General features: G+C 41.5%; 27 protein-coding genes. 9 read left to right on the top strand and 18 right to left on the bottom strand.

Features of this window, described 5'->3' with window-relative positions; genetic code table 11:
* Positions 1-46 precede the first annotated feature (46 nt).
* From G1O98_RS16810 to G1O98_RS16875, 14 genes are all read right to left on the bottom strand, one after another.
* Entirely contained in the window at positions 47-253 is a 207-nt protein-coding gene (locus tag G1O98_RS16810) for a hypothetical protein (RefSeq protein WP_163929850.1), read from the bottom strand.
* Positions 254-466: 213 nt separating this feature from the next.
* Complete coding sequence (locus G1O98_RS16815; protein WP_163929851.1) at positions 467-1,477, bottom strand: tyrosine-type recombinase/integrase; 1,011 nt, start codon at positions 1,475-1,477, stop codon at positions 467-469.
* Between the two features lie 334 nt (positions 1,478-1,811).
* The gene (locus tag G1O98_RS16820; RefSeq protein ID WP_163929852.1) at positions 1,812-3,017 is read right to left on the bottom strand and encodes a DUF3883 domain-containing protein; all 1,206 of its coding nucleotides are present in this window, start codon (positions 3,015-3,017) and stop codon (positions 1,812-1,814) included.
* 336 nt (positions 3,018-3,353) lie between these two features.
* Positions 3,354-6,698: an NACHT domain-containing protein gene (locus tag G1O98_RS16825; protein WP_163929853.1), complete on the bottom strand. Its 3,345-nt coding sequence runs from the start codon at positions 6,696-6,698 to the stop codon at positions 3,354-3,356.
* Between the two features lie 349 nt (positions 6,699-7,047).
* Positions 7,048-7,719: a response regulator transcription factor gene (locus tag G1O98_RS16830; RefSeq protein ID WP_163929854.1), complete on the bottom strand. Its 672-nt coding sequence runs from the start codon at positions 7,717-7,719 to the stop codon at positions 7,048-7,050.
* Positions 7,720-7,927: 208 nt separating this feature from the next.
* On the bottom strand, positions 7,928-9,826 hold the full coding sequence (locus G1O98_RS40035; protein WP_163929855.1) for a hypothetical protein: 1,899 nt from the start codon (positions 9,824-9,826) through the stop codon (positions 7,928-7,930).
* Positions 9,823-10,371, bottom strand: a complete 549-nt coding sequence (locus tag G1O98_RS16840) for a hypothetical protein (RefSeq protein ID WP_163929856.1) — start codon at positions 10,369-10,371, stop codon at positions 9,823-9,825. The genes G1O98_RS40035 and G1O98_RS16840 overlap by 4 nt, the downstream gene beginning before the upstream one ends.
* A 25-nt stretch (positions 10,372-10,396) precedes the next feature.
* A complete protein-coding gene (locus G1O98_RS16845; protein WP_163929857.1) occupies positions 10,397-11,113 on the bottom strand; it encodes a hypothetical protein in 717 nt (238 codons plus the stop codon).
* Positions 11,114-11,135: 22 nt separating this feature from the next.
* A complete protein-coding gene (locus G1O98_RS16850; protein ID WP_243458459.1) occupies positions 11,136-11,633 on the bottom strand; it encodes a hypothetical protein in 498 nt (165 codons plus the stop codon).
* A complete protein-coding gene (locus G1O98_RS16855) occupies positions 11,633-11,827 on the bottom strand; it encodes a hypothetical protein (protein ID WP_163929858.1) in 195 nt (64 codons plus the stop codon). The genes G1O98_RS16850 and G1O98_RS16855 overlap by 1 nt, the downstream gene beginning before the upstream one ends.
* 7 nt (positions 11,828-11,834) lie before the next feature.
* Positions 11,835-12,071: a hypothetical protein gene (locus G1O98_RS16860; protein WP_163929859.1), complete on the bottom strand. Its 237-nt coding sequence runs from the start codon at positions 12,069-12,071 to the stop codon at positions 11,835-11,837.
* The gene (locus tag G1O98_RS16865; protein WP_163929840.1) at positions 12,068-12,313 is read right to left on the bottom strand and encodes a hypothetical protein; all 246 of its coding nucleotides are present in this window, start codon (positions 12,311-12,313) and stop codon (positions 12,068-12,070) included. Before G1O98_RS16865 ends, G1O98_RS16860 begins: the two co-directional genes overlap by 4 nt.
* Positions 12,310-12,543: a hypothetical protein gene (locus G1O98_RS16870; RefSeq protein ID WP_163929860.1), complete on the bottom strand. Its 234-nt coding sequence runs from the start codon at positions 12,541-12,543 to the stop codon at positions 12,310-12,312. The genes G1O98_RS16865 and G1O98_RS16870 overlap by 4 nt, the downstream gene beginning before the upstream one ends.
* 3 nt (positions 12,544-12,546) lie before the next feature.
* Positions 12,547-13,662, bottom strand: a complete 1,116-nt coding sequence (locus tag G1O98_RS16875) for a ParM/StbA family protein (RefSeq protein ID WP_163929861.1) — start codon at positions 13,660-13,662, stop codon at positions 12,547-12,549.
* Between the two features lie 274 nt (positions 13,663-13,936).
* Here G1O98_RS16875 and G1O98_RS16880 point away from each other — a divergent pair, with 274 nt between their 5' ends.
* From G1O98_RS16880 to G1O98_RS16900, 5 genes are all read left to right on the top strand, one after another.
* Positions 13,937-14,116, top strand: coding sequence for a hypothetical protein (locus G1O98_RS16880; RefSeq protein ID WP_158680629.1), 180 nt, complete (start codon positions 13,937-13,939; stop codon positions 14,114-14,116).
* A gap of 76 nt (positions 14,117-14,192) precedes the next feature.
* Positions 14,193-14,918 (top strand): hypothetical protein, encoded by a 726-nt coding sequence (locus G1O98_RS16885; protein WP_069071919.1) that lies wholly within the window; start codon positions 14,193-14,195, stop codon positions 14,916-14,918.
* A gap of 281 nt (positions 14,919-15,199) precedes the next feature.
* A complete protein-coding gene (locus G1O98_RS16890) occupies positions 15,200-15,439 on the top strand; it encodes a hypothetical protein (protein ID WP_163929862.1) in 240 nt (79 codons plus the stop codon).
* Positions 15,439-18,477: a DUF5906 domain-containing protein gene (locus G1O98_RS16895; RefSeq protein ID WP_163929863.1), complete on the top strand. Its 3,039-nt coding sequence runs from the start codon at positions 15,439-15,441 to the stop codon at positions 18,475-18,477. The genes G1O98_RS16890 and G1O98_RS16895 overlap by 1 nt, the downstream gene beginning before the upstream one ends.
* A gap of 12 nt (positions 18,478-18,489) precedes the next feature.
* The gene (locus tag G1O98_RS16900) at positions 18,490-18,867 is read left to right on the top strand and encodes a DUF6009 family protein (protein ID WP_163929864.1); all 378 of its coding nucleotides are present in this window, start codon (positions 18,490-18,492) and stop codon (positions 18,865-18,867) included.
* Positions 18,868-19,035: 168 nt separating this feature from the next.
* Here the strand turns inward: G1O98_RS16900 and G1O98_RS16905 are convergent, their stop codons facing one another.
* Entirely contained in the window at positions 19,036-19,263 is a 228-nt protein-coding gene (locus tag G1O98_RS16905) for a hypothetical protein (protein ID WP_163929865.1), read from the bottom strand.
* A 289-nt stretch (positions 19,264-19,552) separates the two neighbouring features.
* Positions 19,553-19,717: a hypothetical protein gene (locus tag G1O98_RS16910; protein WP_163929866.1), complete on the bottom strand. Its 165-nt coding sequence runs from the start codon at positions 19,715-19,717 to the stop codon at positions 19,553-19,555.
* Positions 19,718-19,760: 43 nt separating this feature from the next.
* On the opposite strand from G1O98_RS16910, the gene G1O98_RS16915 reads away from it, so the two are divergent.
* Positions 19,761-20,123, top strand: coding sequence for a hypothetical protein (locus G1O98_RS16915; RefSeq protein ID WP_163929867.1), 363 nt, complete (start codon positions 19,761-19,763; stop codon positions 20,121-20,123).
* Between the two features lie 105 nt (positions 20,124-20,228).
* Here the strand turns inward: G1O98_RS16915 and G1O98_RS16920 are convergent, their stop codons facing one another.
* Entirely contained in the window at positions 20,229-20,378 is a 150-nt protein-coding gene (locus G1O98_RS16920) for a hypothetical protein (protein ID WP_163929868.1), read from the bottom strand.
* Between the two features lie 603 nt (positions 20,379-20,981).
* Positions 20,982-22,712, bottom strand: a complete 1,731-nt coding sequence (gene mobV / locus G1O98_RS16925; RefSeq protein ID WP_163929869.1) for a MobV family relaxase — start codon at positions 22,710-22,712, stop codon at positions 20,982-20,984.
* A gap of 473 nt (positions 22,713-23,185) precedes the next feature.
* Between mobV and G1O98_RS16930 the strand changes: the two genes are divergently transcribed.
* The 3 genes from G1O98_RS16930 to G1O98_RS40745 are packed head-to-tail and all read left to right on the top strand — an operon-like array spanning position 23,186 to position 25,101.
* Positions 23,186-24,520 (top strand): ParM/StbA family protein, encoded by a 1,335-nt coding sequence (locus tag G1O98_RS16930; RefSeq protein WP_163929870.1) that lies wholly within the window; start codon positions 23,186-23,188, stop codon positions 24,518-24,520.
* Complete coding sequence (locus G1O98_RS16935; protein WP_163929871.1) at positions 24,495-24,980, top strand: hypothetical protein; 486 nt, start codon at positions 24,495-24,497, stop codon at positions 24,978-24,980. The genes G1O98_RS16930 and G1O98_RS16935 overlap by 26 nt, the downstream gene beginning before the upstream one ends.
* Positions 24,973-25,101, top strand: coding sequence for a hypothetical protein (locus tag G1O98_RS40745; RefSeq protein WP_275941783.1), 129 nt, complete (start codon positions 24,973-24,975; stop codon positions 25,099-25,101). The genes G1O98_RS16935 and G1O98_RS40745 overlap by 8 nt, the downstream gene beginning before the upstream one ends.
* Positions 25,102-25,416 lie beyond the last annotated feature (315 nt).

The following is a 25,416-nucleotide window of genomic DNA, read 5'->3' on the forward strand; positions in this document are numbered from 1 at the left end:
TAACGCCCCTGTTCACCCACTGCTAGTAAACCTCTCGGACACAACGTTAACGGTTTAACCTTTTTATTACTCCTTCAATAGTGTCTCCTTTCAGCGCAACAGGATCAATTTGGATGTTAAGGATTGTGTTACATGATGGGCAGCTGTAAGAAATACAATTCCATGTATCTTTACCATTTACTTTTCCAGTAATCGTTCCAATATTTACATAAGAAATAAAAGTATCGCATTTTGAACACTTTCCAGCAACCATTTTTTTTCTTTCCTGAAAAACAGTGTTTAAAATGGTATATATGCGTTAATAAAAATTAAACCGTAAAAACACGCAAAATTATTTTTATGTGCTGAACTTGGACAAAATATTCTGTAGTAGATGACTGTGCCTAAACCAGTTGGCTGAAACATTCATGGTATTCTCTAATTCTGCTACCGCGCCGTCCACTTCACCAATGATCTAGCAACCCATTCAATCCAACCCATCCATCAATAATTCAGACATCTCCAGTTGATCGCGGTTGCGGTTATCGTCGTAAATTTGGAGCGTATTTAATTTAGCGTGTCTACTGAGTTTCTGGGCTTTCCGCACATTGCCATCAGTCTTTTCAAGTACAGCAGTGATGGCACTGTGGCGGCAACGATGCGGGGACATCTGTTTTTCAACACCAGCCCGTTTAAACAAACGCTTGACTATTTTATAAATGCCATCCCCAGTTAACCTGTGACCAGAATTTTGGAAGTCAACCGAAGTAAACAACGGGCGAGACGAGGACATATCGCCACCACGGGCAATCACCCAGTCAGTAATCGCCATGACTGTGGCTTTTGGCAGATTCATCGTCAATCGTACTTGCTTGCCCTTACCCAAAATTGATAGCGTCCCCTTAGAACCGTCAAAATGTCTCATGTCCAAGGTACTAATCTCGTTTCTCCTCAAAGCATTGCCCCACAGTAACAGCAACAAAGCATAGTCCCGCTTACCCACCAAGAAGGAGCGATCGCACTGCCGGATCACGCTCAAAAATTCCTCGCCTGTACAACCGCTAGTATCGCGGTAAGCCTGCACTGGGATACTGTCTACATCCACAGCATAGTTGCAAACTCCCAATTTTCGTCCAAAAGCAACCAGAGATTTAATTGCAGCTAGTCTGCGGTTAATTGTGTTCGGTGCTAGTCCAGCTTCCGCAAGTATGGCTCTATATTTAGTCACTACCAGCGTGGCTTTGTGACCTGATAGATGCAAAAACTCCAAGATAGAATCTCTGTTAGGACGCACTCCCGTCATGCGCGTAAAAAAATCGGTGATATCTTTGCGGTAAGCTTTACGGGTTCCCTCGCTGTTCTTGGATTTCAGCAATTCTTCCAAAACATCGGGGTCAGAGTCAATGGAGCCAGCAAAGTATGCCTCAATTTTGGCACTGAGGGCATTTTCCAATTTTTGGACTACAACTAACTCGACGGATTCCGTATCTTGGCTCATAACTCCCCCCGGCTACGGTATTTAGAATGGCTGTTTCCAATACCACACACCATTATCCAGCACTGGGGGTCACAGTGTTAGCGTTTTTCTCTTGTTGCGACTTGCCTTCATTGTCTGTACTCCCTTCTATACCCCGTTTGGGGAATCGTTGCTATCAGTTTTGATATCAATGGTGGACTCAAGCAAGAATCTATGAGGACGACAACACGACCGCTACAACCCGCATTCCTTCGTTGGCTGATTAAACCTGCTTATCCTTGCAGCGCGATGACCACTTGCAGGTATGATCCGCAATAGTCATGCTAAACGGTCTGCTGTGCTGTTTGAGTTCGCTTTATTCAACTTTAAATATTGGACGTTGCCGAGCCATGTATTGAATTGGTTTTAGCTCAAACTGAGACAACATTTCACATCCAGTCCAACAGTGTCCTTTTGGGCTATTAAGGGCTGAAGTGACAACCCAAAGCACAAAATTAGGATTTTTCTTTGCCTGCTCAACTTCGTTAGCAGTAATTATAAAAGCTGGTTCCCTTCCAGAAACACCCTTTACTTCAATATTTTTGACTATGGAATCTTTAGTACAAATTAAGTCGTAACCGAGGTTATCTCTTTCAACAGATTGAATATTCCAGCCATGATACTGTTTTTGTACAAAATCAATTGCGGCTTTCTCAACTTCTTTATTTTTTTGATAATTGCCAAAACCAGCACCTAGTAAATCTGCCTCTTCTTCGTTTTCTTTTTTCTCTGGAATTGAGACTATACTTATGTTTTCAATAATTTCAACTTCATTACTAGGTTTTAAGGTGTTTGAAGATTCTGATTCCTGGGAGATGTTATCAGGTTTTATTTCTTCGACTGTAGATATAACTTTAGTATTTTGCCTATTTAGTAGACTTTCACACAAGTTCAAGGCATTAATGGCTTTTGAATATCCGGGCTGAATATCAAGTGCCTGGTTGTATGCTTTAATAGCATCTTGATAGTTCCTCTCATCCTTGTGCTTCTTGCCCTTGTCGCAGAAAATATCAACTAAACGCTTACCATATCCTTGCCTCGAAAGAGGCATAGAATGGTTTTCCCAAGCCGAATCTAAACTTTCACAAAATCTTTCATCAAACTTACATCCTCCCTGCATAAATGTGAAATTAGCCCCCCTGAACTGAGGCATATACCTTAATTTTTCTTGCTCTAAAGGCTGATCAAAATCAACAACAGAATCTATTTGAACAACTACCATAAAGCTGTTTCCATAAAAGCTATTTAAATAGGCTTCACTTAGATTTTTATATTCATTTTGTGTTTTTAGTTGGTATTCTTTAAGTGCAGCAACAACTTTACCAGCAGCAAAAAAGCCATGCGGTCTACTGCCTGTGCGTTTAAAATAAGCTTTATCTCCAACTTCAATCCTAGTATTATTTCCGCAACTCCACGTAGTATAATAAAATTCTCCAGCAGTAATTTCTTGCTTTGCATCCTTTATGTCATCACGGATGTCAATTTCAGAATTTTCATTGCACAGAAATATCAACGTTTTCATTTTTGATAAATATAATTTTGATGTTGGCTGTTTTTAGCTTGACCTTTCTGTTTTTAGTCAGGCATCAGTAATTACATCACAAATTAATAAAGACTTGATAAACGGCTTTCAGTTTGCAGAAGTTTACAAAAAAAACGCCTACTCAAATCGTAGCTGAATAAAAATGATAATCAAGCCGAAGGATTGATACAAACATCGCTTTTATCAGTCTTTTTATCCCCTACACGATAATAATTATTAGTAAAAAAACTCGAATATTAAAAGTGAACTATAAACTGAATACTCATTTCTGAAGCATATCATGAGTTGAAATCTCATTTTTTAGTTCAAATCACACTAATTTTTGTGGGGACGTGCTAGTCTTTTATTAATTATTATCTTTCCTTGCCAATTCAGTTGGTACTCTGCCAATTTATTCTTTTCTTCACTCTCTAACTTTTTCAAAATCAAATCCAAATCACTTTTAACATCTTTCACATCTCTCTCATATCCATTTTTTCCTTTAATTACCATCATCATTAAAATCCTTTCCCATTCACTTTCCATTTCACTTTCAAATCTAAAATAAAACTTTTTAATCCCAATATGAATCATCCTCCACATCCAAAATCTACCAATTTTCTCTCTTTTCTTTTTAATCCAAATATAAATCATCCTCCACATCCAAAATCTACCAATTTTCTCTCTTTTCTTTTTAATCCAAATATGAATCATCCTCCACATCCAAAATCTACCAATTTTCTCTCTTTTCTTTTTAATCCAAATATGAATCATCCTCGACAATTTATAAAAATATAATATTATATTCTTTATTTTTACTAAAAAATAGTATCTTGATTCTATATTTATAGTATCAATTTTGATGATTGTATCAATTAAAGTATAAAATATTGTCTCTAATGTTTTGTTTTGTTTTTCTCCTTTCCATTTTATTTTTAATTCTTTTCCCGTTAGGGACTTCGTTCTTTTTAATAATGAAAAGTAAACGGGAAAAATATTATAAATTAGAAAACCCCAAATAGTTGGTTCATTGAGTCCACAAAGGTTCTGAATATAATTTTCATAATTTCCGTGTCTGATGAAATCTGCCTTGTCTGGGTTTTTTAGGGAATCCTTGAATTCTGGATTCTCTAAAGCTTGAATAAAACAGATAGGTATAATGAGTTTTTGGTCAAAATCTCGAATATATAGCTGGTCGATGACCTCAACCGAGTCTGTTAGTTTTTTGCTTATACAATAGACTATTTGTTGTAAAATTAGCCTTAGATTAGGCTCTACTCCGTAAGGCTCTACTATCCAATCAAAACTGTCTTGTCGAGAATACCTTTGAAGAAGTTGGCAAGCATTGAGCATTGTCTTATGTTTTTCTTGCTTGATTAAAGAAGCTAAAAGCAATGCAGCACGCAAAGCTCTATTTTCATCTTTATCCCACAGCCAATTAACTAAAGCTTGTAACGCACTTTTAGTAGCAATACCCACCAGAGCATCCATAACCTGATTGATAGAATCATTGGTTACAGCGTTCTTAATTTCCGATACAGCTATATCGCCCATACGTATCAATGCCTGATCTAGTATTAGGCGAAATTCTATATTATCTAAATTTACATACTGCTTAGTTAATAATTTTGCCGCACTTGGTAGGTTAGTCAACGATAAAGCGTTTAATGCTGCCTTACGACAAGCATCTGTTTCACTTGTGTTCTCAAGGGTTTCTTTTAAGAAAGTGAACACATCTGTACGTCTTCTATCATCCGCAGCGACTGAAGCAAAGGCATGATTTACTATATCCTCATTTCCATCTTCACCTAGCCGAGATTTAAAGCTATTGATAATTTCATCAGCTAATGTCGAATCAACTTTTTGGGCATCAGCCAAACACTCAAAGGCAACAACTGGAAATCGTGTGCTTACTTCTCTAATCAAATTTGTACTATCTCCTGCTAGTCCACACCAGAGCTTAAGCGTTTCACGCCAAGCATCTGGGTCAGCATTAAAACGCCTAATTAGACCATCAGCATCGTCTCGTAATTGGCTTGCTGCGAAAAATTCCTGTAAAGTCAAATGTGCAAACTGGTAACGATCACCGCCATCAATAGCAAGTAGCAAACCACTACGTTCCACAATTTCTTTTAAAATCGGTTTAGTATCAGTTTCAGGTTGAAGATTGAGGTCGGGTAGTATTCTTCTGACTTCTGATTCAACAGTTATCCAGTCTACGCTACGACGATCTTGCCCTTGCTGGTTAGCATTGTCTTGAAAGAAAAGTGCTAAATTTGGAAGTATTAGCTTTTTTACACGCGCTTCAAATTGGTTGCGTTCTTCATGCCATTGTTCTAATAAAATATCTGTTGCTTTTCGATAAAATTCTGCCCTTGAACGAGGTAGTACAACAGGGGTATCAGCATAAAGATAGGCAATAATAGTAAGCATTAGAGGATTACGTGCCATATCCATAATTCGTGGTCGGTCATGCAACGTTTGTATAAGTTGCTCCACAGATTTACCTTCTGGCATATCTGCCTGCCACGGAACTAGAAAGTCACGAATCTGTTGGTCATTGAACTCAGCAACTTCTAGTGTCCTTTCAACTACCTCATGAAACTCATCTCTATAAACTGCCGTGCGGCAAGTAATAATAACAGGGCATTTTAGATGCTTATCCAATAAATTTTTTATTTCATTAACTACCCGTTCACGAGAATCACTATTTACTTCATCAAGACCATCAAACAGCAGTAATAGTCTACCTTTATCTAAACTTTCAGAAACAAAATGTTTTGCGTTCTTGAACCCATCCCGGTCAAAGGCATCCTCTAAGTGTTCTTCTATTGTCTTTTCTGAGGAGCTTAATCGGTGTAGTTCTAATAAAATTGGTATACATTGGAATTTATCAAATACGGTAGACCAACGACCGTCAGCGTAGCAAAGAGCAATATGCTTTAGCAGCATTGTTTTACCGGAACCCGGAGACCCTTTGACCATAAGTCGGCGATGCTTAGTAATAGCTTGGAAGGCATCAATTAACTCGCGGTCGCTACCACCTGTGACTTTGAGTGGAACATATATATCTTTTAGGTTTAGAGGTCTATCAGGTCGAAAGGAAATTTTTAACTTTTCGTACTTATGCTTTAGTTCTTCCTTATAACGCTTCAGTGCAAAACCTTGTAGTAGTGGAATTCCTGATAGTTTGCCTATTATTTGATTTCCTACAGCTTCAAAAAAGCTACTGACCCATTTTGTTAAAGTATCTTTAAAAATTAGAACGATAAACAAAACTATTGCAGCCAACCATCCGTTTTCCGGCTTTAGCAGTTCTCGCAAGTCCTTTTTCTTGGCTTCGGAGCGCTTTTTGTACTCATCATCATAAATTCTTTTAATTGTTTTCGGTTCTATTCCTACAGCTTCTTTACCATATAAATCAACTAATTCTCTAGTCTGTTTTCTTGGAATATCATCTTCAACATCATATTCAGCTTGCTGCTGAATCTCATTTTTGAGTTTTTCTGTAGGTGCAGTAGGAGTAAGAGTAGGGGTAGGAGTTTGAGAATAACTTGGAACTGTTGAGATACAAACCAGTAACGACAAAGTTAAAGTAAAGAGAAGTATATATAATTGTCGGTTCTTAAAAGCCTTTCTTGGTAATTTAAATCCCCTGAGATTCTGTCGAAGCCTTGCCATACATCTCATGAATATAGATAAAAATTTACGCTGATTGGTAGATACAACATGAGTATGTGGTTTTCCAGATAAAAAATCAATCGATCCAACGTTTTAAGTTGCTTTGCTCTTTCTACCGCCAGAATTCACGCTTAATCGCAGAAGATACCATAGTATGAGTCTTTTGTCTGAATCAAAGCAATAGCCATAAAGATGCTCGACAGAATCTCTGTCTATCATCACCAAAGGCTTTTTTTTAAGAAGGGTAATGAACATGGGTAGGTAGCCAGCCGCTCTTAAGAAGGAAGATAGAGAAAAGTTAACTACCACCAATACCCAATTTAATCCTTTCGCTCTCCTCACCAATACATCATTCATTCACAATCAAGTTATAGTCGATATAACCAAGCATCGCCCCTCTTTTTATCGCCTCATAACTGTTCTTGACGTGCCATTTACTGTACAAATCACTGGCGTAATGTTTGACTGTACTAACAGAGAGAAACATTTCTTTGGCAATCTGTTCAAAAGCTAAACCCTGAGCCAGGAAACGCAGGACTTGTATTTGTCGTTCGGTGGGAGAGTCAAGCAAGTTTTTGTCAGCAAAACTAGGGTCAATATATCTATTTTTATCAAGGTTTTTTAACAGTTTTTTAGCCAGCTTGGGGTCAAGCAGGCATTCATCAAAGTAAGCTCTCTTGATGGCTAGTTCAATCAATTCTACATCAGCACTTTTGAGCATATAAGAATCAGCCCCATGACGGAAAGCTGACTTGATAAAGTCGGAATGAGTCTGATTAGTAAAAATCACCACTTTACTATTAGTTTTCCTTTTGATTGAGCTAGTCAGTTCTAAACCACTCATGTCGGGTAAGAGTAAATCAACTAACACAACATCAGGGTTAGTCTGTTCAATTAGCTGAAACCCTAGCTTTCCACTGGTAGCATCACCAGTTACTTCTATATCTGGAGATTTTTCAATAGCGCCTTTGATACCCAAGAGCGTGAATGTTTCCGGTTCAACAATTACTATTCTCAGCATGATATTGATAATCCTCTAATAATAAATGGCTGTTTATTGGCGGACTTATTATTGATGCTTCTGCCGTGGGTGTCCGTGCTGCCGTAGCCATGCCGTAGGCTACGACTTATACAGGGCAGGGATTGCCGTGATTGTGCCGTATGCCGTGGACACCGAGAAAAGCAAGTTTTACATACCTTCTGATCACCACGGCATCACGGCAGGACTTTCACCAATCAGGTAGGAAGTAGCTATCATTGCCGTCAGAATTTATCTGATCAGTCTTAACTAATTCAGCTATCCCATCAATTAATTCTGGCTCTGAATAACCAGATAACCTGTCTGCTTTCTTCAAATCACGTAATGTTTTTGGCGTTTTATTCTTGACATTCTGGAAGTATTCATAAATCTTTTTAGCCACATCAGATAATGGTTTGGGATGTAGATTGTGAGCCGGACTTAAATTAAATTCCAGGTCAAATACTCTATCTAGATATTCCTGCTCCGAAGCAATCGAATTGACTTGATTAGATAATTGAGGCATTAATGCCACAACAAAACCACCAACAGAAGCAATCATCACTGGACGCAAGTTTTGATAAGAGACTGCTTTAATATCCAAGTATTTAGATTTAATTTGTTCTCTCTCTTGCTTCCCTGGGATAATGTCACCTCTATTTAAAATTAACTCCAGTACCCCATAAGATTCTTGTTCTCTTCCGTTCTTGATATACCTGTTACCTAAGAGCAATAAATTCAAACACAGACGAGTTTGAGCATCCATCTTTTCAATGCCCAATGCTGCCAGATTAAAAGACTGTAGGGAAGCAATAAACTTAGTATTAAACTCTCTACCAATCAGTAAAACGTCAAGTAATTTACCCCCATAATTCCAGTCAGAGTAATGCTTACTTAATTGATCAGCAATCACTAACCAGTCATCCAGAATTAGAATCAATGGCGGTAAGGATTCGCGCTTTGATTCTAGTAGTTGCTTACGCTGTTTGTACGAGGTGTAAAAGTTGTCAATTACCTCTTTGGCTAAGTCTGGGTTTTCCTGATCAAAGACAATTACCCTTTCTTTCTCTCGCAAACCGCAGAAACTATCATTCTTAGCACTAATTACCCAAATATCCGCGTTGGGGGAATCTGCAAGGATTTTCTCAATCAAATAATTGAGGGTGACTGATTTACCACTCCCTGGTGCAGCAACTAAAGCAGTGGAACTATCGGCTCTGGCTAGGGCTTGCAAAGTATTTAGGGCAAGAGCTTCTGATGGGTGAAGGTAATCACCTGTTGGGGTTGCTCCCGGTGCGATTGCGCCCTGTTCATCTCCAGTAACCTTATCGTTGGGGTCAATCGTCCCTTGTAAAGTCTGACTTCCTTGTAGATAGGGCGTTTTCATCTCCCGCAACTGCTTAATGTATTCTGCTTTCTGTTGCTCAGTCATCCCCGCCGTTTGCGCCTCAAAAATGGCATCAGTTGCCTCCATTTGGGTCACTTCAATTTCCGTGTGGGCGTAAATCTCGGCTTTGGTGATATCAACAGTGCGATCATTAGCGACTAGATCCAGGTCAGCTTGTAGTTGGACTTCTGCGATCGCAACGTCCTTGTAACTCTCTAACAACTCTGAACGAGCGGCCATCTCTGCCTTTGCTGCATCCCGTTTTTGGGCGATGTCTTCAAAAACTGCTCTCTGCTTCTCCTCATTTTGACAATGGCGAAGCATCCACCCCGCAAGAGCAAACCCCAGGAATCCGCCAAACGCCCAAAACGCTTTATATGGGTTAGTCGCTTTCACTAACCCATTTACCCCCATTGCTGGATCTCTCACTACTTGGCGCGGCATTCCATCACTCTTCCACTGTGACCAATAAAATGGGGTCATCCTGAAAGGTCGTCCATTTTTATCCTCACAGGTCAATGTTTTCTGTGGGGTTTTCAAACAGAAGTAAACGCGATCACTGCTCGTTCCCTGCCACGCCATCGCCGCCGAACTAATTCCTACAGTCAAACTTAGCCCAATTGCAACAGCTTTTTTATCCATCGGCAACTGTCCGAACCACTTCATTAAACCCGATTGTTGTGACTCGGATAAAGTTTTATGTTTGTCGGTTAAATAATTCATTTACTCTTCCTTCCACCAAATAGAAAAAACATTAATATCGCTAGAAATATGCCCACTCCTGCACCATCCATCCAACTTGAAGATTCAGCAGTTTTTGGCTTATAAACCGACTCAATAGAAGTCTTAACTGTACTAGTAGAAGTTCTCGCTTCATTCCACTCGCTAATCGGTTCAGATAGGGCACACAATAACGCCAGTGATGCACTGCAACCAGTCATTAAATTAGTGACAAAATTATTAAACCCTTCACCTGTTGCAGTGGCAGTAAAATACAGGTGTGCAGTACCAACAGCAAGGAACATTCCAACTGGGTGAACTTGTAGCAGATGAAATGTAAAAATAACTGCACTATTCAAGCAACTGCCAGCGACAATTTCACAGGCATTACCAGCACGTCTAAATGTCCGACCTCGGTTATTTTCTGGGAGTGGTGGTGGTTGTTCTGGTTGTTGATGCTGATGTTGTTGTTGTGATTTCTGTGCCAGCCCTTCAAATGAAAAAGGGCTGACGCTATGAGGATCTTCATTTCGTTTCCTTACTAGCATCAGCCTGTGTCCTTTCAACTAATAGTTATCTGTCGCCTAACTTCTGCCATAAATTACCCAACATTGCACCCCAACCGCGAACTGTTCCTGTTGCAGAAACACTAGACGCAGGTGCATGATTTTGGTTAGTAACTGGTATGACTTCTTGGGGTGTTTGGTTTGGCTCTAATGCCCGTGAGCCATACCTCGCACGGGCTAAAAGTTGTTGGCGTTTCTCTCTTAATCCCGTAGTAATTGCTTGCCTTTCAGCTTGCACAACTTGCCTGTTTTCTATGCCGTTAATTTTATTTTCATGCCGCCACAATTCAGCTTGCAAATCATTGTGTAATTGGGCTGCAATTTCGGTTAAACCGTGCTTCCGCTTTTGGTCAATCCGCAACAAGTCGGCTCTATCTTGGGCATCTATTTTACTCATCTCTGAATCAAATTCCGAATTGAGTTTGCGAATTTTGGCGATAGCACCCGCAACATGAGAGCCGTATTGTTTGCGAAGTTCAGTCCAAGTTACTTGCCCTTTGGTCAGCTTCTCCATCGCCTCAAAGACAACCTTGGCATTGTCCAAAAATGGCTCTAATCTGTCAGATAATTCTTGGGCATTATTGGCGTAATCTGCAAATTGTTCGAGCTTATTTATATCAGAGAGATAGCCCAGAATATCAGACTCAAACCCTCCCCATGCTTGTGCTTTTTCATCAATATGGCTTGCATGACCAACTACCGGATTACGTATTGCAAAGTCCATTGCTAAAACTCCTAATAAGGTATTACGTCGTAGTTGGTATCATCGCCAAGTCAGGCGCTTTATCCCAGTAACCCATGTCTTCAAATCGGCTATAAATTCTCGTTGCTAATTGCCTTATGGGGTCGTCAAAATCATCAGAGATTAAATCAAATCGCTTAGAGCCAAACGCTAAGATATTTGCAATGTCCGCGTCAATCCCATTGCCTAAAAATTGACCAAATGCTGCTGCATAAGGATGGTCATCAATGGTTGAATGAGTTGCTAAGAATTCGGTTCCGGTGAGGGGTAAGTAAAGGCTGCAAAGAAAACTATTTATTTCGCGCTTCGTAGCTGTTGGGTTAAGAGCCTTAAATTGCTGGAGTTTCAAAGCATTATCAGTGAAAGAACAGCGTCCCCAATCATTGGGATTTTTGTAATCAAGTGCCATGCTGTTAAGATCCTTGTAACGATGTGTACTTGATGCACTTTCGGGTGAGGCGATTGCACTTACTTTGGTCGGTCGGGGCAATCGCTTCATCATCAGTTCTCACAAAACTCAACAAGTTCAAAAACCTCCCTCTGCACTTGGTTTTGACTTAATTCTCTTCGCCTGCCCTTGGAGTCATTGAAAATGAAAGGTGCATTGACTCGACAATTAGAGCGATGGCTGTAGCGCAGCTGTTGACCACGGAATTCATAGAGGTGGTTACGTTGCAAAGTTGTCGTTTCTAACATAAGTTCCTCAAACTTGAGAGTAAAACTCGATATTTAGGATTGCTTCGTGAATCTCCATCAAGGCTTGAACGGCATCACCTATTTTTAAGTCATTCGATGTACTGAACTTTTCGGAGGCTTCAATTTGCTTGTAATTGGGAGATGCTTGCACGAACCTTAGAGTCTGTTCGCAACCGAGGATGATGGTCATGATTTCGGTTGTTGTTAGTGATGGCTGTGTCTTTTGGGTGTCTTGGTCGCTCATGACTTCCTTCCTTTCCTTTGGGTTTTCATCGGTGTGGGTTGGGGTTCTGGCTGATTACTTGGGGATTGTGGCTGGTTCGGTTTTTGAAGTACATAGCTGATTGCACCTCCACCCCCGATAGCTGCGGCGATAGTGAACATATTGTTACGACCGAAGTACTGCACTCCGAAGTAGCCAACGGCTAACGCTGCTGCTGTTGCTCCAATGCCTAAAACCGTGTTTCTTAATGTGGTTCTGTTCATGCTGCCCCTTTGAAATTAGTGACCATTGCGCTAAGTGCCGATTTATTGGGCTGTGTAGATGGCGCTGTTTCAACTTTGGGCGATGCTTGCACATTGCCATGTTGAAAAATCAGCTTCTCTACACCTGCTGAAAGTGCTTGTGTCGGTGCGTCTTGGGGTAAATCAAACATCTTGCACAATTCAATTACTGCTAAGTAGGAGATGGTTATACGCCGAGATTCGTAATTCATTGATCAGGCTCCTAGAGATATTTGAGTTAATAGCTTCAACCCCAAGGCATTGATGAATTGGGGATTGTTCAAAATCACAAAACCTAAACCGGCTAGGTTCTGATCCACCACTGGCAGCGAAACACCCCCACCCCAGGCGACAAGGTATTTCGCTCTATCGAGGTAATTACCAGCAGTCACAAAGTTGGCGAATTTCTCAATCCTGTTACTCCACCATTCATCTAGGCACTGGCTGTACTCGGTTTCAAACTTCTTGCCCGTGAGGTGGTTGCCTCCATAAGTAAAAGTGCCTTCTACAATCCCCTGGTTCACCAAACTGGGCGAGTGCTTCACATCCTTGGACAGCAGACTTACTCGGTCGTTTCGCTTGTCGAGAGCTTCTGCAATCATGCTGTGCAGTTCACCTGCTCCACCTTCAATCAAGTGACGGTCAATCACTGCACCACTGCCGTTGAACACGGTAATCAACCAAGTCGATGAACCGATATCGAGTGCGATCGCTAATTCCGAGGGGTCAAGTACCAGGGATGCTTCACCGAATAAGCAGTGGGCAATGCTTCCAAAACCTTCAGGGTAAATGCCTGTGACTACAATCTCAACTGTCTTGGTGACAATGGAACGAGTTACAGGATGCAGATGTTCAAAGGTGTGAGTCCCGGATACTCGGCGTTTAATTTCATCTGCCCAGCGTTCTGGGTTATGGTTGCTCAAACTAATCGAAAGTTTGACCCCATCAGGAATATTCAGAACTGCTAAGTCTGCAAGGATGCTTTCTAGTGCCAGTTCTGCTTTTTTGGCTTTGTCCTCGTGCAGAAGGGTGTGGTCACTTTGCGCTAGAGCCGCACTGCCCCAAAAGAATTGAACATCTTTTAAGTCCAGGCGCGTTCCTTCTACATAACGTACCCATGCCCCATCTTTTGAGATGGTTTCGTGGTGCATGATGTTGCGGTTGCGAACAAGTGAGTATACGGCTGGCATCATGATAGAAAAATCACCGATGATTGCCTTGCCATACCCTGCACCTGAGTCTTTTCCGGCGATAAGGTCAGTTAGCCCGGATTTGGCTAACAAGTCTGCCTGAACTAGCCAATTTTTGGCATTGGAATATATAGCTGTCATGGTTCAGATAATTGTTAAAGTCTTGTTTTTTCTGGCTTTGGAGAATTTAGAGGCTGAATCGCCTTAAATCCACACATCCAGTTAGGGGTTAGCCATAGCATCACTTTCTGGCTTCTATTGCCTTTGTTGAGTGGCTGTTTTTGGCTTATAATGCTATGGTAGCAAAGTGTGCATTTTGCGTCAACTACTACGAAGTAGTAAAATGCTACTGTCTAACAAGAAATAAACTAATGGGAGGAAGTAGTATTCTATGAATTGTTCACAGAATGAGATTATGAGTAAACGAATATCGGTTGTGCTGCCAGATGATATAGGAGAAGCTGTAGAGAACATGGCAGAGTCAGAAATGCGATCGCTTAGTCAGATGGGAGCAATCCTAATCGCTGAAGCAGTAAAATCTCGGCAAGGTGAAACACCAGCACCGAAGGACAAAAAAGATAAGGGTACACCATGACTGACGAAAGCCACAAGCATTAGAATCAGTACAGTTCGTGCTGATTTTAGATCATCATTAATGTTTAAAGTCTCCAATGACTACCCTGAAAGACCCAACAGCAAATTTTCAACTCCCACTGCACAACGAAGCAGCGTTTGAAAAAATTAGGGAGGCGATAGATTATCAATCCACCGTTGCTCTAGCGGCTGGTGGTCTTGCGCTGGGTACGGGTGGTGCCATGCATCCGTTAGGTTGGTTAATTTTTGGATTGGCTTACAAGCCGTTGGTAGTAACTCAAAAACTGGTAAGGTTACAAAGATTAGGAACCTCAATTTTCCACGAGTTTGAAAACGAAGGAGTGCAAGTTTTCCCAACACTTCCGGTAGAAAACAACAACCCTATCGACTTGTTTGTGAGATTTCCACGAACAACTCACCTGTTTATCTCGATCCGGTCAAAAGGAGATAGGGAAATTGTCTACAACGAAGCAAGAGAGGTTTTACAGGTCAAGCGCAAAGATAATAATGGATTGAAACTATGGAACCCTTGCCCACTGGTTGAGTTAGCAGATTATGAAAAGTGGCTCAACAAGAACAAAGATAAGTTTTTGATGACCTCCCGTGAGGCTCAAAAGACTCCCACAGCAAAAGTTTTGGTTTTATGTCCTCCCACTAAGGCATCGCCAAATCACAAGGAACATCTTTATACGGAGATAGGAGATATGAGAGTTCTAGTTCTCAGGAGAAAAGGCAGTGCATTTGTCATTACAGAGTCGGAAGTCAACAACTTTGTTAGGGCTTGGTTATCCAAGTACAAGTAGGCTAAAAGTTGAAAACCTCGTTTCCCGTTGGGAGACCGAGGTTTTCAGATTTTCATTCAATTGGAATTGGGAATTGGGTTTGGTCGCCTAATTAATATCCCTAATAGTAATTTTATCTTACACGATCAGGTGTAAAGCCAATGTAATACTGGCTCACCAGATGTCAACAGCGTTTCAGGAATTTTAGCAAAGCGTGATTTTTGAACGTTTGTACTAGAAGATTACTGCCACGGGATAGCTCCAATTCCTCCACTACATACACATACTGGAGGATTTGTAAAGTGTCACAAAAACAGCTATTTCATACTGATACTACCAGCAAGCTGCTATTCGCAACTATTGCTAACGCTTGCCCCCACTGCGGTAAACCAGACTGGTGCTATTCAATAGAAGAATTTACAGTCTGCGATCGCGATCGCTTTCATCAGCCTAACTATGCACTGGCTCAACCGAAACAATCGCCAACTTCTGTATTAAGCAATTGTCAAAAATTAAATAATGTTCAAGGAGGTATCGCGTAATGGTTGCACAATTCCCCAATCAACAGGCGTTCGCCTCCTTCGACATCCGAAATTTTGTAGACCAGCTAGAACCAGCCAAAGAGAAAAATAAATACATCTGCCCAGTTTGCGGTGGGCATAATTTATCCATTGTCCAAGAAACTGGGAAGTACAGCTGCTTTAATAATTGTGAGTGCAAAGACATCCGGGAGGCGATTAAACCCTGGGCTGAAGTGGTGGCAGAAAGGGCAGGGGCTAATTACACTCCATCCCTAAACCGTTTGGCAGCAAAGCCCAAGAGAATCTTGCCTAAACCAGCACCAATTCCAGATGGTGAATTAGCACTGGTGATGTTGACCCAAGCGGCGACTGACATACCCCAAACTCAAAACATAACTTGCAAGCTACCAAAGGGAATACCAGGGAATGCAACACAAACAATCTACCCTTACGGAAAAACCCAATGGGTAATTCGCTATGAATGGGCGGATTATATCAAAGAGAAGGGAAAAGATAAATCCTTCCGCCAATGGCACAGGCTTCCAGATGGCACTCCAGAGATGAGAAAAGGGGATGAACCCTGGAAAGCTTACCGCATTGATGAAGCGATCGCTGCTAGTAAATCTGTACAAGGAACCCCGGCAATACTCCAGCACGAAGGGGAGGGGTGCGTTGAAGTTGGTCGAGAGCATGGGCTAGCTGGGATTACGTTTCAGGGCAGTGGATGGGATAAGAAAACAATCACCCCAGAATATCAACTCCTGAAGGAATCAGGCATAGGATTAATCGTTTTTCTGCATGACCCCGATGACACTGGGCTAAAGAAACTCCAGACCTGCCAGGACTGTGCCGACGAAGTGGGAATTTCATTGATCGGAATTAACCCGCACGACATCTGCCCTGACTTACCATATAAATCATCCGATATTAAGGAAGTCTTGGAACAGATGGATGTAATAGAGTTTATCCATAAGTTAGAAAAGGAGATCCACGCAGCAGTAGCGCAGCGATCGCAACTGGCAGAGGTAAATGTAAGTGATGATGACAATCGGTCAAACGATGAAGATCCAGTTGTCAGCTTCATTCAAATTGCCTTCAAAACCCTCTATGGGGATAAGAGTTGGATTTGCGCTGCGGATAGACTCTACTGGCATACTGGCAACCACTATAAACACTCCCCAGACTCTAGAGAAACTAAGCGAATAACTGACTTCTGTAACTCTTTTGCAGTTGAAAATGAGCAAGGTAAAAAATCCTATCCCTACGCCTCACCCAGTTCGGTTAAGAAGGTTTTGGAATGGGCAAAGATGAGGACGGGAATTGAGGCAGAACTAATTAATCCTCCTGGGGTAAATTGCACCAATGGAATAGTCAAGGTTGAGTGGGAAGGCAGAAACTTTACAGTAAGACTAAACCCACATACACCGGAGGATTATTATATTTATGAACCATTAATTGAATACAATCCTAATGCTGACGATACATATTGTGAGCAACTTTTAGCTTGTTTAGACAAGCCACAGCAAGAAATATTTCTTAGAAATATCGCTGCATCCCTTGACCTTCAAACTGTTAGAAAATTCAGAGGGAGAGAGGTAAAAGCAATGTTTGCAATTGGTCTTGGTTCTAATGGTAAAGATGCTCTGCGCGAGTGTGTATCAACGATTTACGGAAAGAATGGATTAACTTCTGTCTCCTTGGGTGACTTCCAATCCTACGACGAAGGCAGAAAGTTCGGGTTAGCTCCACTTATATATAGTCGAGTTAACTGGGCTTCTGAAAACCCACAAACATCTAGGATTGATAGACTTCAAAGTTTAAAATTATTTGTCACTGGAGATACACTACATTGCGAACAGAAAGGGAAAGACCATATAGAATTCTCTTCTAACGCAATAGGTATTTTCAACTTAAACGAGACTCCCGCATTTCAAGGCGTAATACAAGCAATCAAAGATAGGATTGCAATTTTAGAATTCAGGAAAACCTTTGTAGATAATCCTGACCCAAATAATCCAAACGAGATAAAAGGCGACCCCCGATTCCGCTACGATCCAGAGTTTATTAGAACGCATGTTGCCCCAGCATTCCTAAATAGAATGCTAAAAGCACTCAACAACCTTATAGAGTCAGGTATCGATTATGAATGCACAACCGACGCTTTCCACAACCTTCAGAGAGAGAATAATCATCTTTTTGACTTCATAGAAAGCGCAAATATAGGTTATGTGCCTGATGGGGAAATTACCGCACGGGCTTTATGGTCAATGCTGGAACAGCACTATATCCATAATGGAACGCTGACCATAGATGAGGGCAACCGCAGAACGTGGATCGACCAAGTTCGTCCCAGCGATAAAAACGTGAAGGGCATCAATCAAATAATCCCACGCATCTCTCAACTCTTCCCCAAGGCTGTCAAGGGAACTAGGTACTGCGACATTGCTAAAAGAAACATTCCAGTACTGAAAGGCATCGGCATTTTGGAAGTTACCCGCACCACATTAGACGAAACCCGCACCACTTCCGCACCACTTTCCGCACCAGAAACAACGCAAAATCAGGACTTCCGCACCACCCGCACCACTTTTTCAGATTTTCAGGAAAACATTGAAGAGGAAGAACAAAAACCTGATCTATCCCCTTCCTCAACGTATAAAGATGAAAAGAATTCACCTCTAACTGATGCGGGTGGTGCGGAACCCTTGCTAAATAAGGAAAACTGCTGCGGGGAGTTCTGCGTCACTGGCGCGGATCAAGTAGAAAGTGGTGCGGGTATGCCAACTGAGGATCAGGCAGTGATCGCCGCGCCAATTGCATCCGATACTGTTTCGGTAAAAGCTGAGGACGAGAACTTATACTCACTGTTGCAGATTGAAAAAGACGGCGGGGACATCGCAGGGTTTGTTGGTTGCCAAGTAGAAGTGCGATCGCTCAGTGGTGCGGTCAAGTTCGCTGGTGAAATGATTAGCTGCGACTCCAAGAATGGAATTGTGACTGTGGCAACTGAGGAAGGGAACCGAGATGCAATTTTATGCGAGGCATTTGTAATTGACTAAGGAATATTCTCTATGAGCGAAAAAGCTAGATCCTTATCAGATGTTGAATTTGAATCAAACATTGTTTGGCTGGAAGATATTACCAATATTCCTTATGTTAGGGAGCATTTTGAACAGGTTGCTAGAAAGAGAAAAGGAAAGCTTAAATACGATAGACACCATATTATTGGTTATTCTGAATTAGAAAGTGACGCTCCTAGTAGAATGCCAGGGTGTTTCTCACGTCGGGTATTTTGGCTTGCAGATCATGATCGTTTTTATGAAAAAGAAGGAGTTTATAAGGTTAGTTGTCCAATGGAAGCTGTAGATCCGTTAACCGTTAAAGCAAAAATTTTAGGGAAGAAAACAGAGAGAGCTTGGAACGGAACGTTACCAAAGGATGTTTACTAGCTAGATTTGTTAGTACCCCAACGCGATCGCAAACTTAACTTTTGTAAATGCTTGTACCAGTTGTAATGCCGACCGTTTAGGCTGACTGCTATTGTATTGAGGTGCGCGGTAGAGAGTTCGTCAAAAAAAACTTAGTATACGAACTAAAAATTTACCTCAATGGCAGAATTAGGCATCACGGTGCCAATTTGGGAAAATCTGTACGCGCTTGGAATTGAGACTAACCTGAATGCTATGAAAATACCTTGTTTTGAGCAAAGGCATGGGCACTGTAGGAGCGAGATTAAAAAACTCGCTCATCTTTTTAACCATTAGCTCTTCATGACAAATCATCGATTCTCGCCATTCTCGATGGTAAAGTGACTCTACCATCGTCATTGGGTCGTATTCTTTCAAAATTCACACCACCACTAATTTTTGTGGCTTCAGTATCCCTGATTTCTTCAAACAAGCTTTTGTCTAGTTTTTTGGTTTTCATTGGATTATTCAAAAAGAATGCTCAGATACTACCACTAATATCAATCATTCTTCCGATATCAATCATTCTTCCGATATCAATGATTTTTGGCAATTTTCGTAGGATTTAGCTATCTTTGGGAAATTTTACTTATTAGAAATGGTGTTCTGATAAGTAAATAAAAATTCTTACTGTCCAGTGGCAGGGATTGAAACAAGCTCTATAAGGCTAATCGTGACTAATGTTGTCAGTATCGGGCTGTTGATTTTCATCTGTATTGTTCAAGGTAAAGGTACTTACCCATATATCTGCACCTGCCTTATCAACTACTGTTCCATCTTTTAGCATTACTGAGAAGGTTTCATCTGAATCAATATCAGGGTATTGCTTCAAAAACTCTATACTGTTAGGTTTTACGCTTGGTAAGTTAGGTTTTGTGTTGCCAGAAGTAGGGAGTACTTTGGATGAAGAAGGTTTTGAAGTAGCTGATATTAATGAGGATGAAGAAGGTTTTGCAGTAGAAGAAGGAATGCAATTAGATATTCAAGGATATTTAGAATCCATTGAAAACAATGTCTACATTGCCAAGATAAGCAAAGCTACTGAAGGTAAACGTAAAGGATTTTGGCAGATAGATGCTAAAACCATCCAATTGTTCAAGGTAGCTGATAAACCAGTTGATAAAGTAGTTGAGAATAACAGTAAAGGCAATGGTAAGGCTAAGAATAAAGCTAAACCCAAAGTAGAGACTGTAACAACTCAAGAGACAATAGAACAACTAGAACTACCTACAAATTAGAATAGACAACCTTTTTGGGGAAGGTTGCCTATCGCACGCGATATGCTAGTCTGAGAACAACATTATAATCCAAGTCTCTTGTCAGTCAATCTGGTAAGAGGCTTTTTATTTCAACAAGTAACCCAAATATCCCGCTAGAAATAGTTTTGAATATTCAAGTAATACAGTTTGAGCTTCAGCATCTACCACACTACGCATAGCTAAAGCCACAAAAACTACAGCAAACATAGTAAATAGAGCAATTTCTTTGTTCATAAATAATGTAGTAATTAGGACACTTCTTTCATTGGAACACAATATTATGAAAAAAACGTTATTGTAGACAGTTATCAAAGTTGTACAGTGTTGACAATTCACAAAGTGTCATACTAAGAATTGCATAATTGCACTTTATTCAGTAAAACTTTTAGTATCTTTAATCAGCCATCAACTAGCTTGATAATTATTTAACTTTATTGAGAATAATTATTTCCGCGTAAGCTTTAAATTTAAAAAATAGGGTCTACGCGGAAAGGTAAAATGGCTTAACCATGCGGGTTATAGAGGTCGTGTTCTCCTATAGGGGATAGAACACGAATTTTATTCAAAAAAACTTGACCCAAACTTACCAGTAACCCAACCACCAAAAAATCAACCACCAAAGTAAAACCCTAATCCAACCACCAAAGGTAAAACGTATGCGGTCGAGTAGGGGTATGAGTATCATCAGAACAAAAAATCGGGATAAACTTAAAAGCCTTATTCGCTAAGGATTTCCTGATAACGAAGGTCAACTCAAGTTTTTTGAGTCAAAAAGGATTTGAAAAAAAAGGCATCAAAAATGGCTACTAAAAAACTACATTATTATGGAAACAGCTTTTAAAGACTCAAATCTTCCGACTGCTGCTGTTGCTGCTGTTGCTGCTGTTGCCTTAACTGCTGCCCATAATCAAGTAGCTGCTGATTCCAATCACTGGCTTTAGATTTTTTGATTTGGGACTGTGGCATTAGTTCTAATACACGCTGTGCTGTCGCATCAGTGCTTTTATCGTTACCAAACGCCACCAGTATATTAGGAACTTTCTGCAATCGCTCAAGCGGTAAGCTCTTGATATCATCAATAGCCATATAGACTGTTCGTTCGGGTGGAACATCGCCCCTGATAAGATATTCCAGCATGGCTCTTGAGATAGCATCGATGGGGGACTTGCACAGAATCGCTGTTGAGGTTTTATCGGTAGCCTTGCCCCCCAAACTGAAGTAAAACCAGCTATCACTGCGTTTAGTGCCTTTAGAGTATCCTTTAAAGCTGTTGTTCTCCCCCCTAGTTCCTCGTAGGAATGCACCGTTACGTTGACCATCAAGATTCCGCATGACAAAAACAGCATTTTGTTGATCATCAGCGTAAACTAGCCCCTGGTTATGAAGCATTTGAATACAGTCAGAGGGGATGCCACGAATTTGAGTGAGGTAATTTTCAACGGCAGACCAATTGCTTTTATCTTCAACAGGTGGGGCGAATTGGGGACGTGGTTCAGTTTGGATAATGTCAGCCGCCCTATTCTTAACGTGAGCAATCGCTGCACGTTCTACACCAGCTTCACCGAATCGCTCATCTAACCAGACAACCGCTTGCCGGAAATTGCACTGATTAACGTGCATTACCAAGTCAATTGCACCACCTGATCCCTTTTGTTGATCGGGGGCAAAGTCGTAGAATTTGGGCCCATCTATATTAATGATGTGTCCGTGACCCCGCCACCGTTGCTGATCATAATCTAGCCCCAACTCCCAGGCGACATCCTCTAAGTCCAAGTCGCGCAGTTGTTGAGTTTGCTGCTGCCAAAAAGCTACTTGTGCCTCTAATTCCTTGATGCGTCTGTCTTTGAGTTCATTTTCAAGAGCCAAAGCCTTGGCGGTGGCTTCCATCTGCTGTTTTTTGGCTTGCGCCCTATCCCGGTCAGCTGCTTTGGCTTGCAATTGCAACTGGGTGAGGCTGATATCTGGTTCTATACCAGCATTAACAACGCTGTAAAAGTCCTTAATGTCCTGGTGTTGCGCCCTACTGCCCTTAATGCCACGCTCTAACCCCAGATGTTCTGTAGCCTCGGAGTAGGAATCTTGAAACTGCCTCATCTTCAAGCGACCGTCGAAGAAGTGCTTGGCCCTCAGTTGCCCTTTTTCATCGAGGGGGACAAAGTAAGCGTGAATATGGGGTGTCGCTTCATCTAAATGTAATTCTGCCCTGACAATGCGATCGCTGTAGCGCGACTCTAACCATTGTTTGGATGCAGAAAGCCAGGAGTCAACTTTGTCCTGCTCATAGTAACCCGCTTGTGTTGGGCAGTTGGGGCGGAAATATTCGGGGCTGGCAGTCAACAAAATCTCAGTGCAGTAAACCGCATCGGGGCGAATCTTCCGTTTCTGCTCCCCTATCTTTTCCATCACCAACTGATCTAATGAGAGCGTTCGGTTGTTAGTGCCAATGAATCTGATATTTTGTTTATCTGGATTAGCGTTGGGCGTTTCTCGCTCCCGTGCGGTGTGTGCTTCACTGCCTGCCAAGTTACTGCGCTTGAGCTTTTTAATCCGTGCAATAGCGTAAGCCATGCCACTTTTTGAGTAATTGAGTGTAATTGCGTCGCAGACCCCACGGAACCTTTTTGTTTCGACCGTCAGGGAGAAATGGCGTAAGCCACCCGTCAGGGCAAAAAGGTGTAGTGGGTACACAATTATCATAGCCAACCAGCGCGAAATTCCTCCGCCATTGTCCCCAACCGCACAGTCATAGTCTCTGTGCTGTCACTGCGCTTGTGGCTACTGCCGCACTTCAAATGTAGACGACAAGCGCAAGCGCGGCTATTTTACTGCTCTTATTGCCGCACTTATATCTACAGCTTGTTGCACAGCCTATGCACAATTTTACTGTCTGGTAATTGAGCCGAAAATCTCGTTTCTTTTGACTAATTGCACAGCTTATGCACAGAAAACGCCGTTAAGTTGTGCAAACTTTATACAGACTCATGGGCAATATTTCGCTGCTTACGCTAGAGTGCAGTTAGCCCTCAAATATCAGCATAAAAATGGCCTCACATATTAATCTTGCTGTATCTATAGATGTCGGTGGCTCTGGCACAAAAATTATTTATAAGTCTAATGGTTGGAAGGAGCCACAGTTAATAGTCATGTCTCCTGAAGTGGAACAGATAACGAAGGCTGATTTTCAACGTTATCAGGACAATCAGGTGTGGAACGGTATGCCTCTGCCAGAACACCAAGCCTACTTAGAATGGCAGGACAGCATCTTTATTGTGGGTGAATTTGCTCTTGAATTTGCGGCGGTGGATCGGATTCATGAGCGCAAATACGAAAATGCTTTATATAAGGTACTGGCGGCGGTGGGTGTAATTTTACAAAAACATAATGTCGCGATCAAAAAGCGAAACGCCGAGTCGCCAAAAATCATATTAGATTTGGCATTTTTGCTGCCTTGGAATGAATATAACGATCACAAACGTTTCTTTTCGCAATTACAACAGATGTTGAAAGCCTTTAAATTTCGTGGTCAGGCTTGGGACATAACGCTAAGTGAGAATTTTTTGTGCCGTCCAGAAGGGGCGGGACTATTAGGCATATATACCAAAACCAAAGGAGTGAGTTGGTTTCAACAAAATCAAGTCGCTATTTTGATGTTGGGTCATCGCAACACAACATTACTTTGTTTTGATAAGGGGATACGCAAGAGTGCCGATAGCCCATTGCTGGGGTTTAGTTCTTTATTAGATGATGTCTGCTCACGAGTGTCAGGGATTGGACGTGACCAACTGGCACAGGCGATATTTGATGCTTTGTCTGAGGCGAAAAATGAAATATATGAATATGAGTCGCCACATGTGAACACAAAACATCCCAATTGGCGCAAATTGAAGGCAATTCAAATGTTAGCCACGGCGCGGGATGAGTCTTTACGGCAGCGCGAACTGGAAGATATTGTAGTAGCTCTTGTCGCGGCAACGAATGCTTATTGGTTGCGGTTGAAAAAGTGGCTGGAGAAAAATCTACCAACATGGCCAAAACAAATAATTATCGGTGGCGGTGCGGCGGCTTTCATCGAACCGGAACTAGAGCATTATTTCAACTGTGTACCTTGTGGAACTAATGAAAAAAAGCTATTTCGGGGTGAACGCGCACCAAGCTACAGACAGAAAACGAATTATTCCCAACAAGAAATAGGGCCTTATGCTCAGTTGGTGTGGTTGTCGGAGATAAATGAGCAAATTGAGCGCACTTTTAAAATTGGTTTTGGGCCAAACAGGGGGTTAGCGTTTCGATTAATCGATTGCTTTGGCATGATGGATCAGCTATTGGATAAAACTAAAGAGGTTGTAAAAAGTGACAAGAGCGAAAAAACTGCGTAAGAGTCTGTCACTGCCTCGCTTTCAACCGATGGAAAATACGCCTTTAGCTGTGGTGGCTGATTACCTCAATTCTTTGGAGGTAACTGTTGCTAAGAGATTGCTAGAAGAAATGTTGGTGATGTATTTTCTGCCACGCGCTCAGTATAAGTTGGGGGGTTGCGAAAAGCAGCAATTGACAAATTCATATTTAATTTCACGGCGAATGGCAGAAAGTCATTTTGGCATTATGGCGCTGGAGTTGGGGCTAGAGGCGAGTGTTTATAGCTGTGTGTCTGTGCCATTAAATGCGGCTCCAGCACAGAGTGCAGTGTCAGTGGCAATCGCTCAAAAGGACGGCACTGGGGATAGTGCGAATCTATCAACACTAACGCCATCAACTGTTGAGCAAGCAGAAACTCCGCACTCAAGTTTGATTGCTGGTGAAGAATCAGTTGAGTTCATGGATCAGCTGTTTGGTTAATTTTGATGTTTTATCCGAGCCTGAGCTTTCAGGGGAAGCGGCTGATTCAATCAGACCTGCTTCAATAGTTCAAGGTCAGGCTTCATCTCAAGAATTAGATGCGATTTTTGGAGGAGATTGAGCGAAGAATATTTGAACAATAGCCGCAGTTTCAGAGGGGTGAACTCTGAGGCGGCTTTTGTCGTGCTTATGTAGTTTATTAGTAGTCTTTTTTGAGGGCTATTTTTTTCTTTTTCGGTTTTGGCTGTCAAAAACTTTCCGCCAAATATGGCGTACTGTGCGTCAAAAAAAGATGGATTACAGAGCTTATGCACTAATTAGCGTGTTTAAAACTCGTTGGCAAATATGGGGATAAATCGGGTGACTTTTGGGAATTATTGGGAATTATTGAGCTAATGAGAATTTGGTGACTGGAAGATGTTGAAGAGGTAAAAAA

Source organism: Nostoc sp. UIC 10630 (genome assembly GCF_010747425.1).
Lineage (GTDB): Bacteria > Cyanobacteriota > Cyanobacteriia > Cyanobacteriales > Nostocaceae > Nostoc.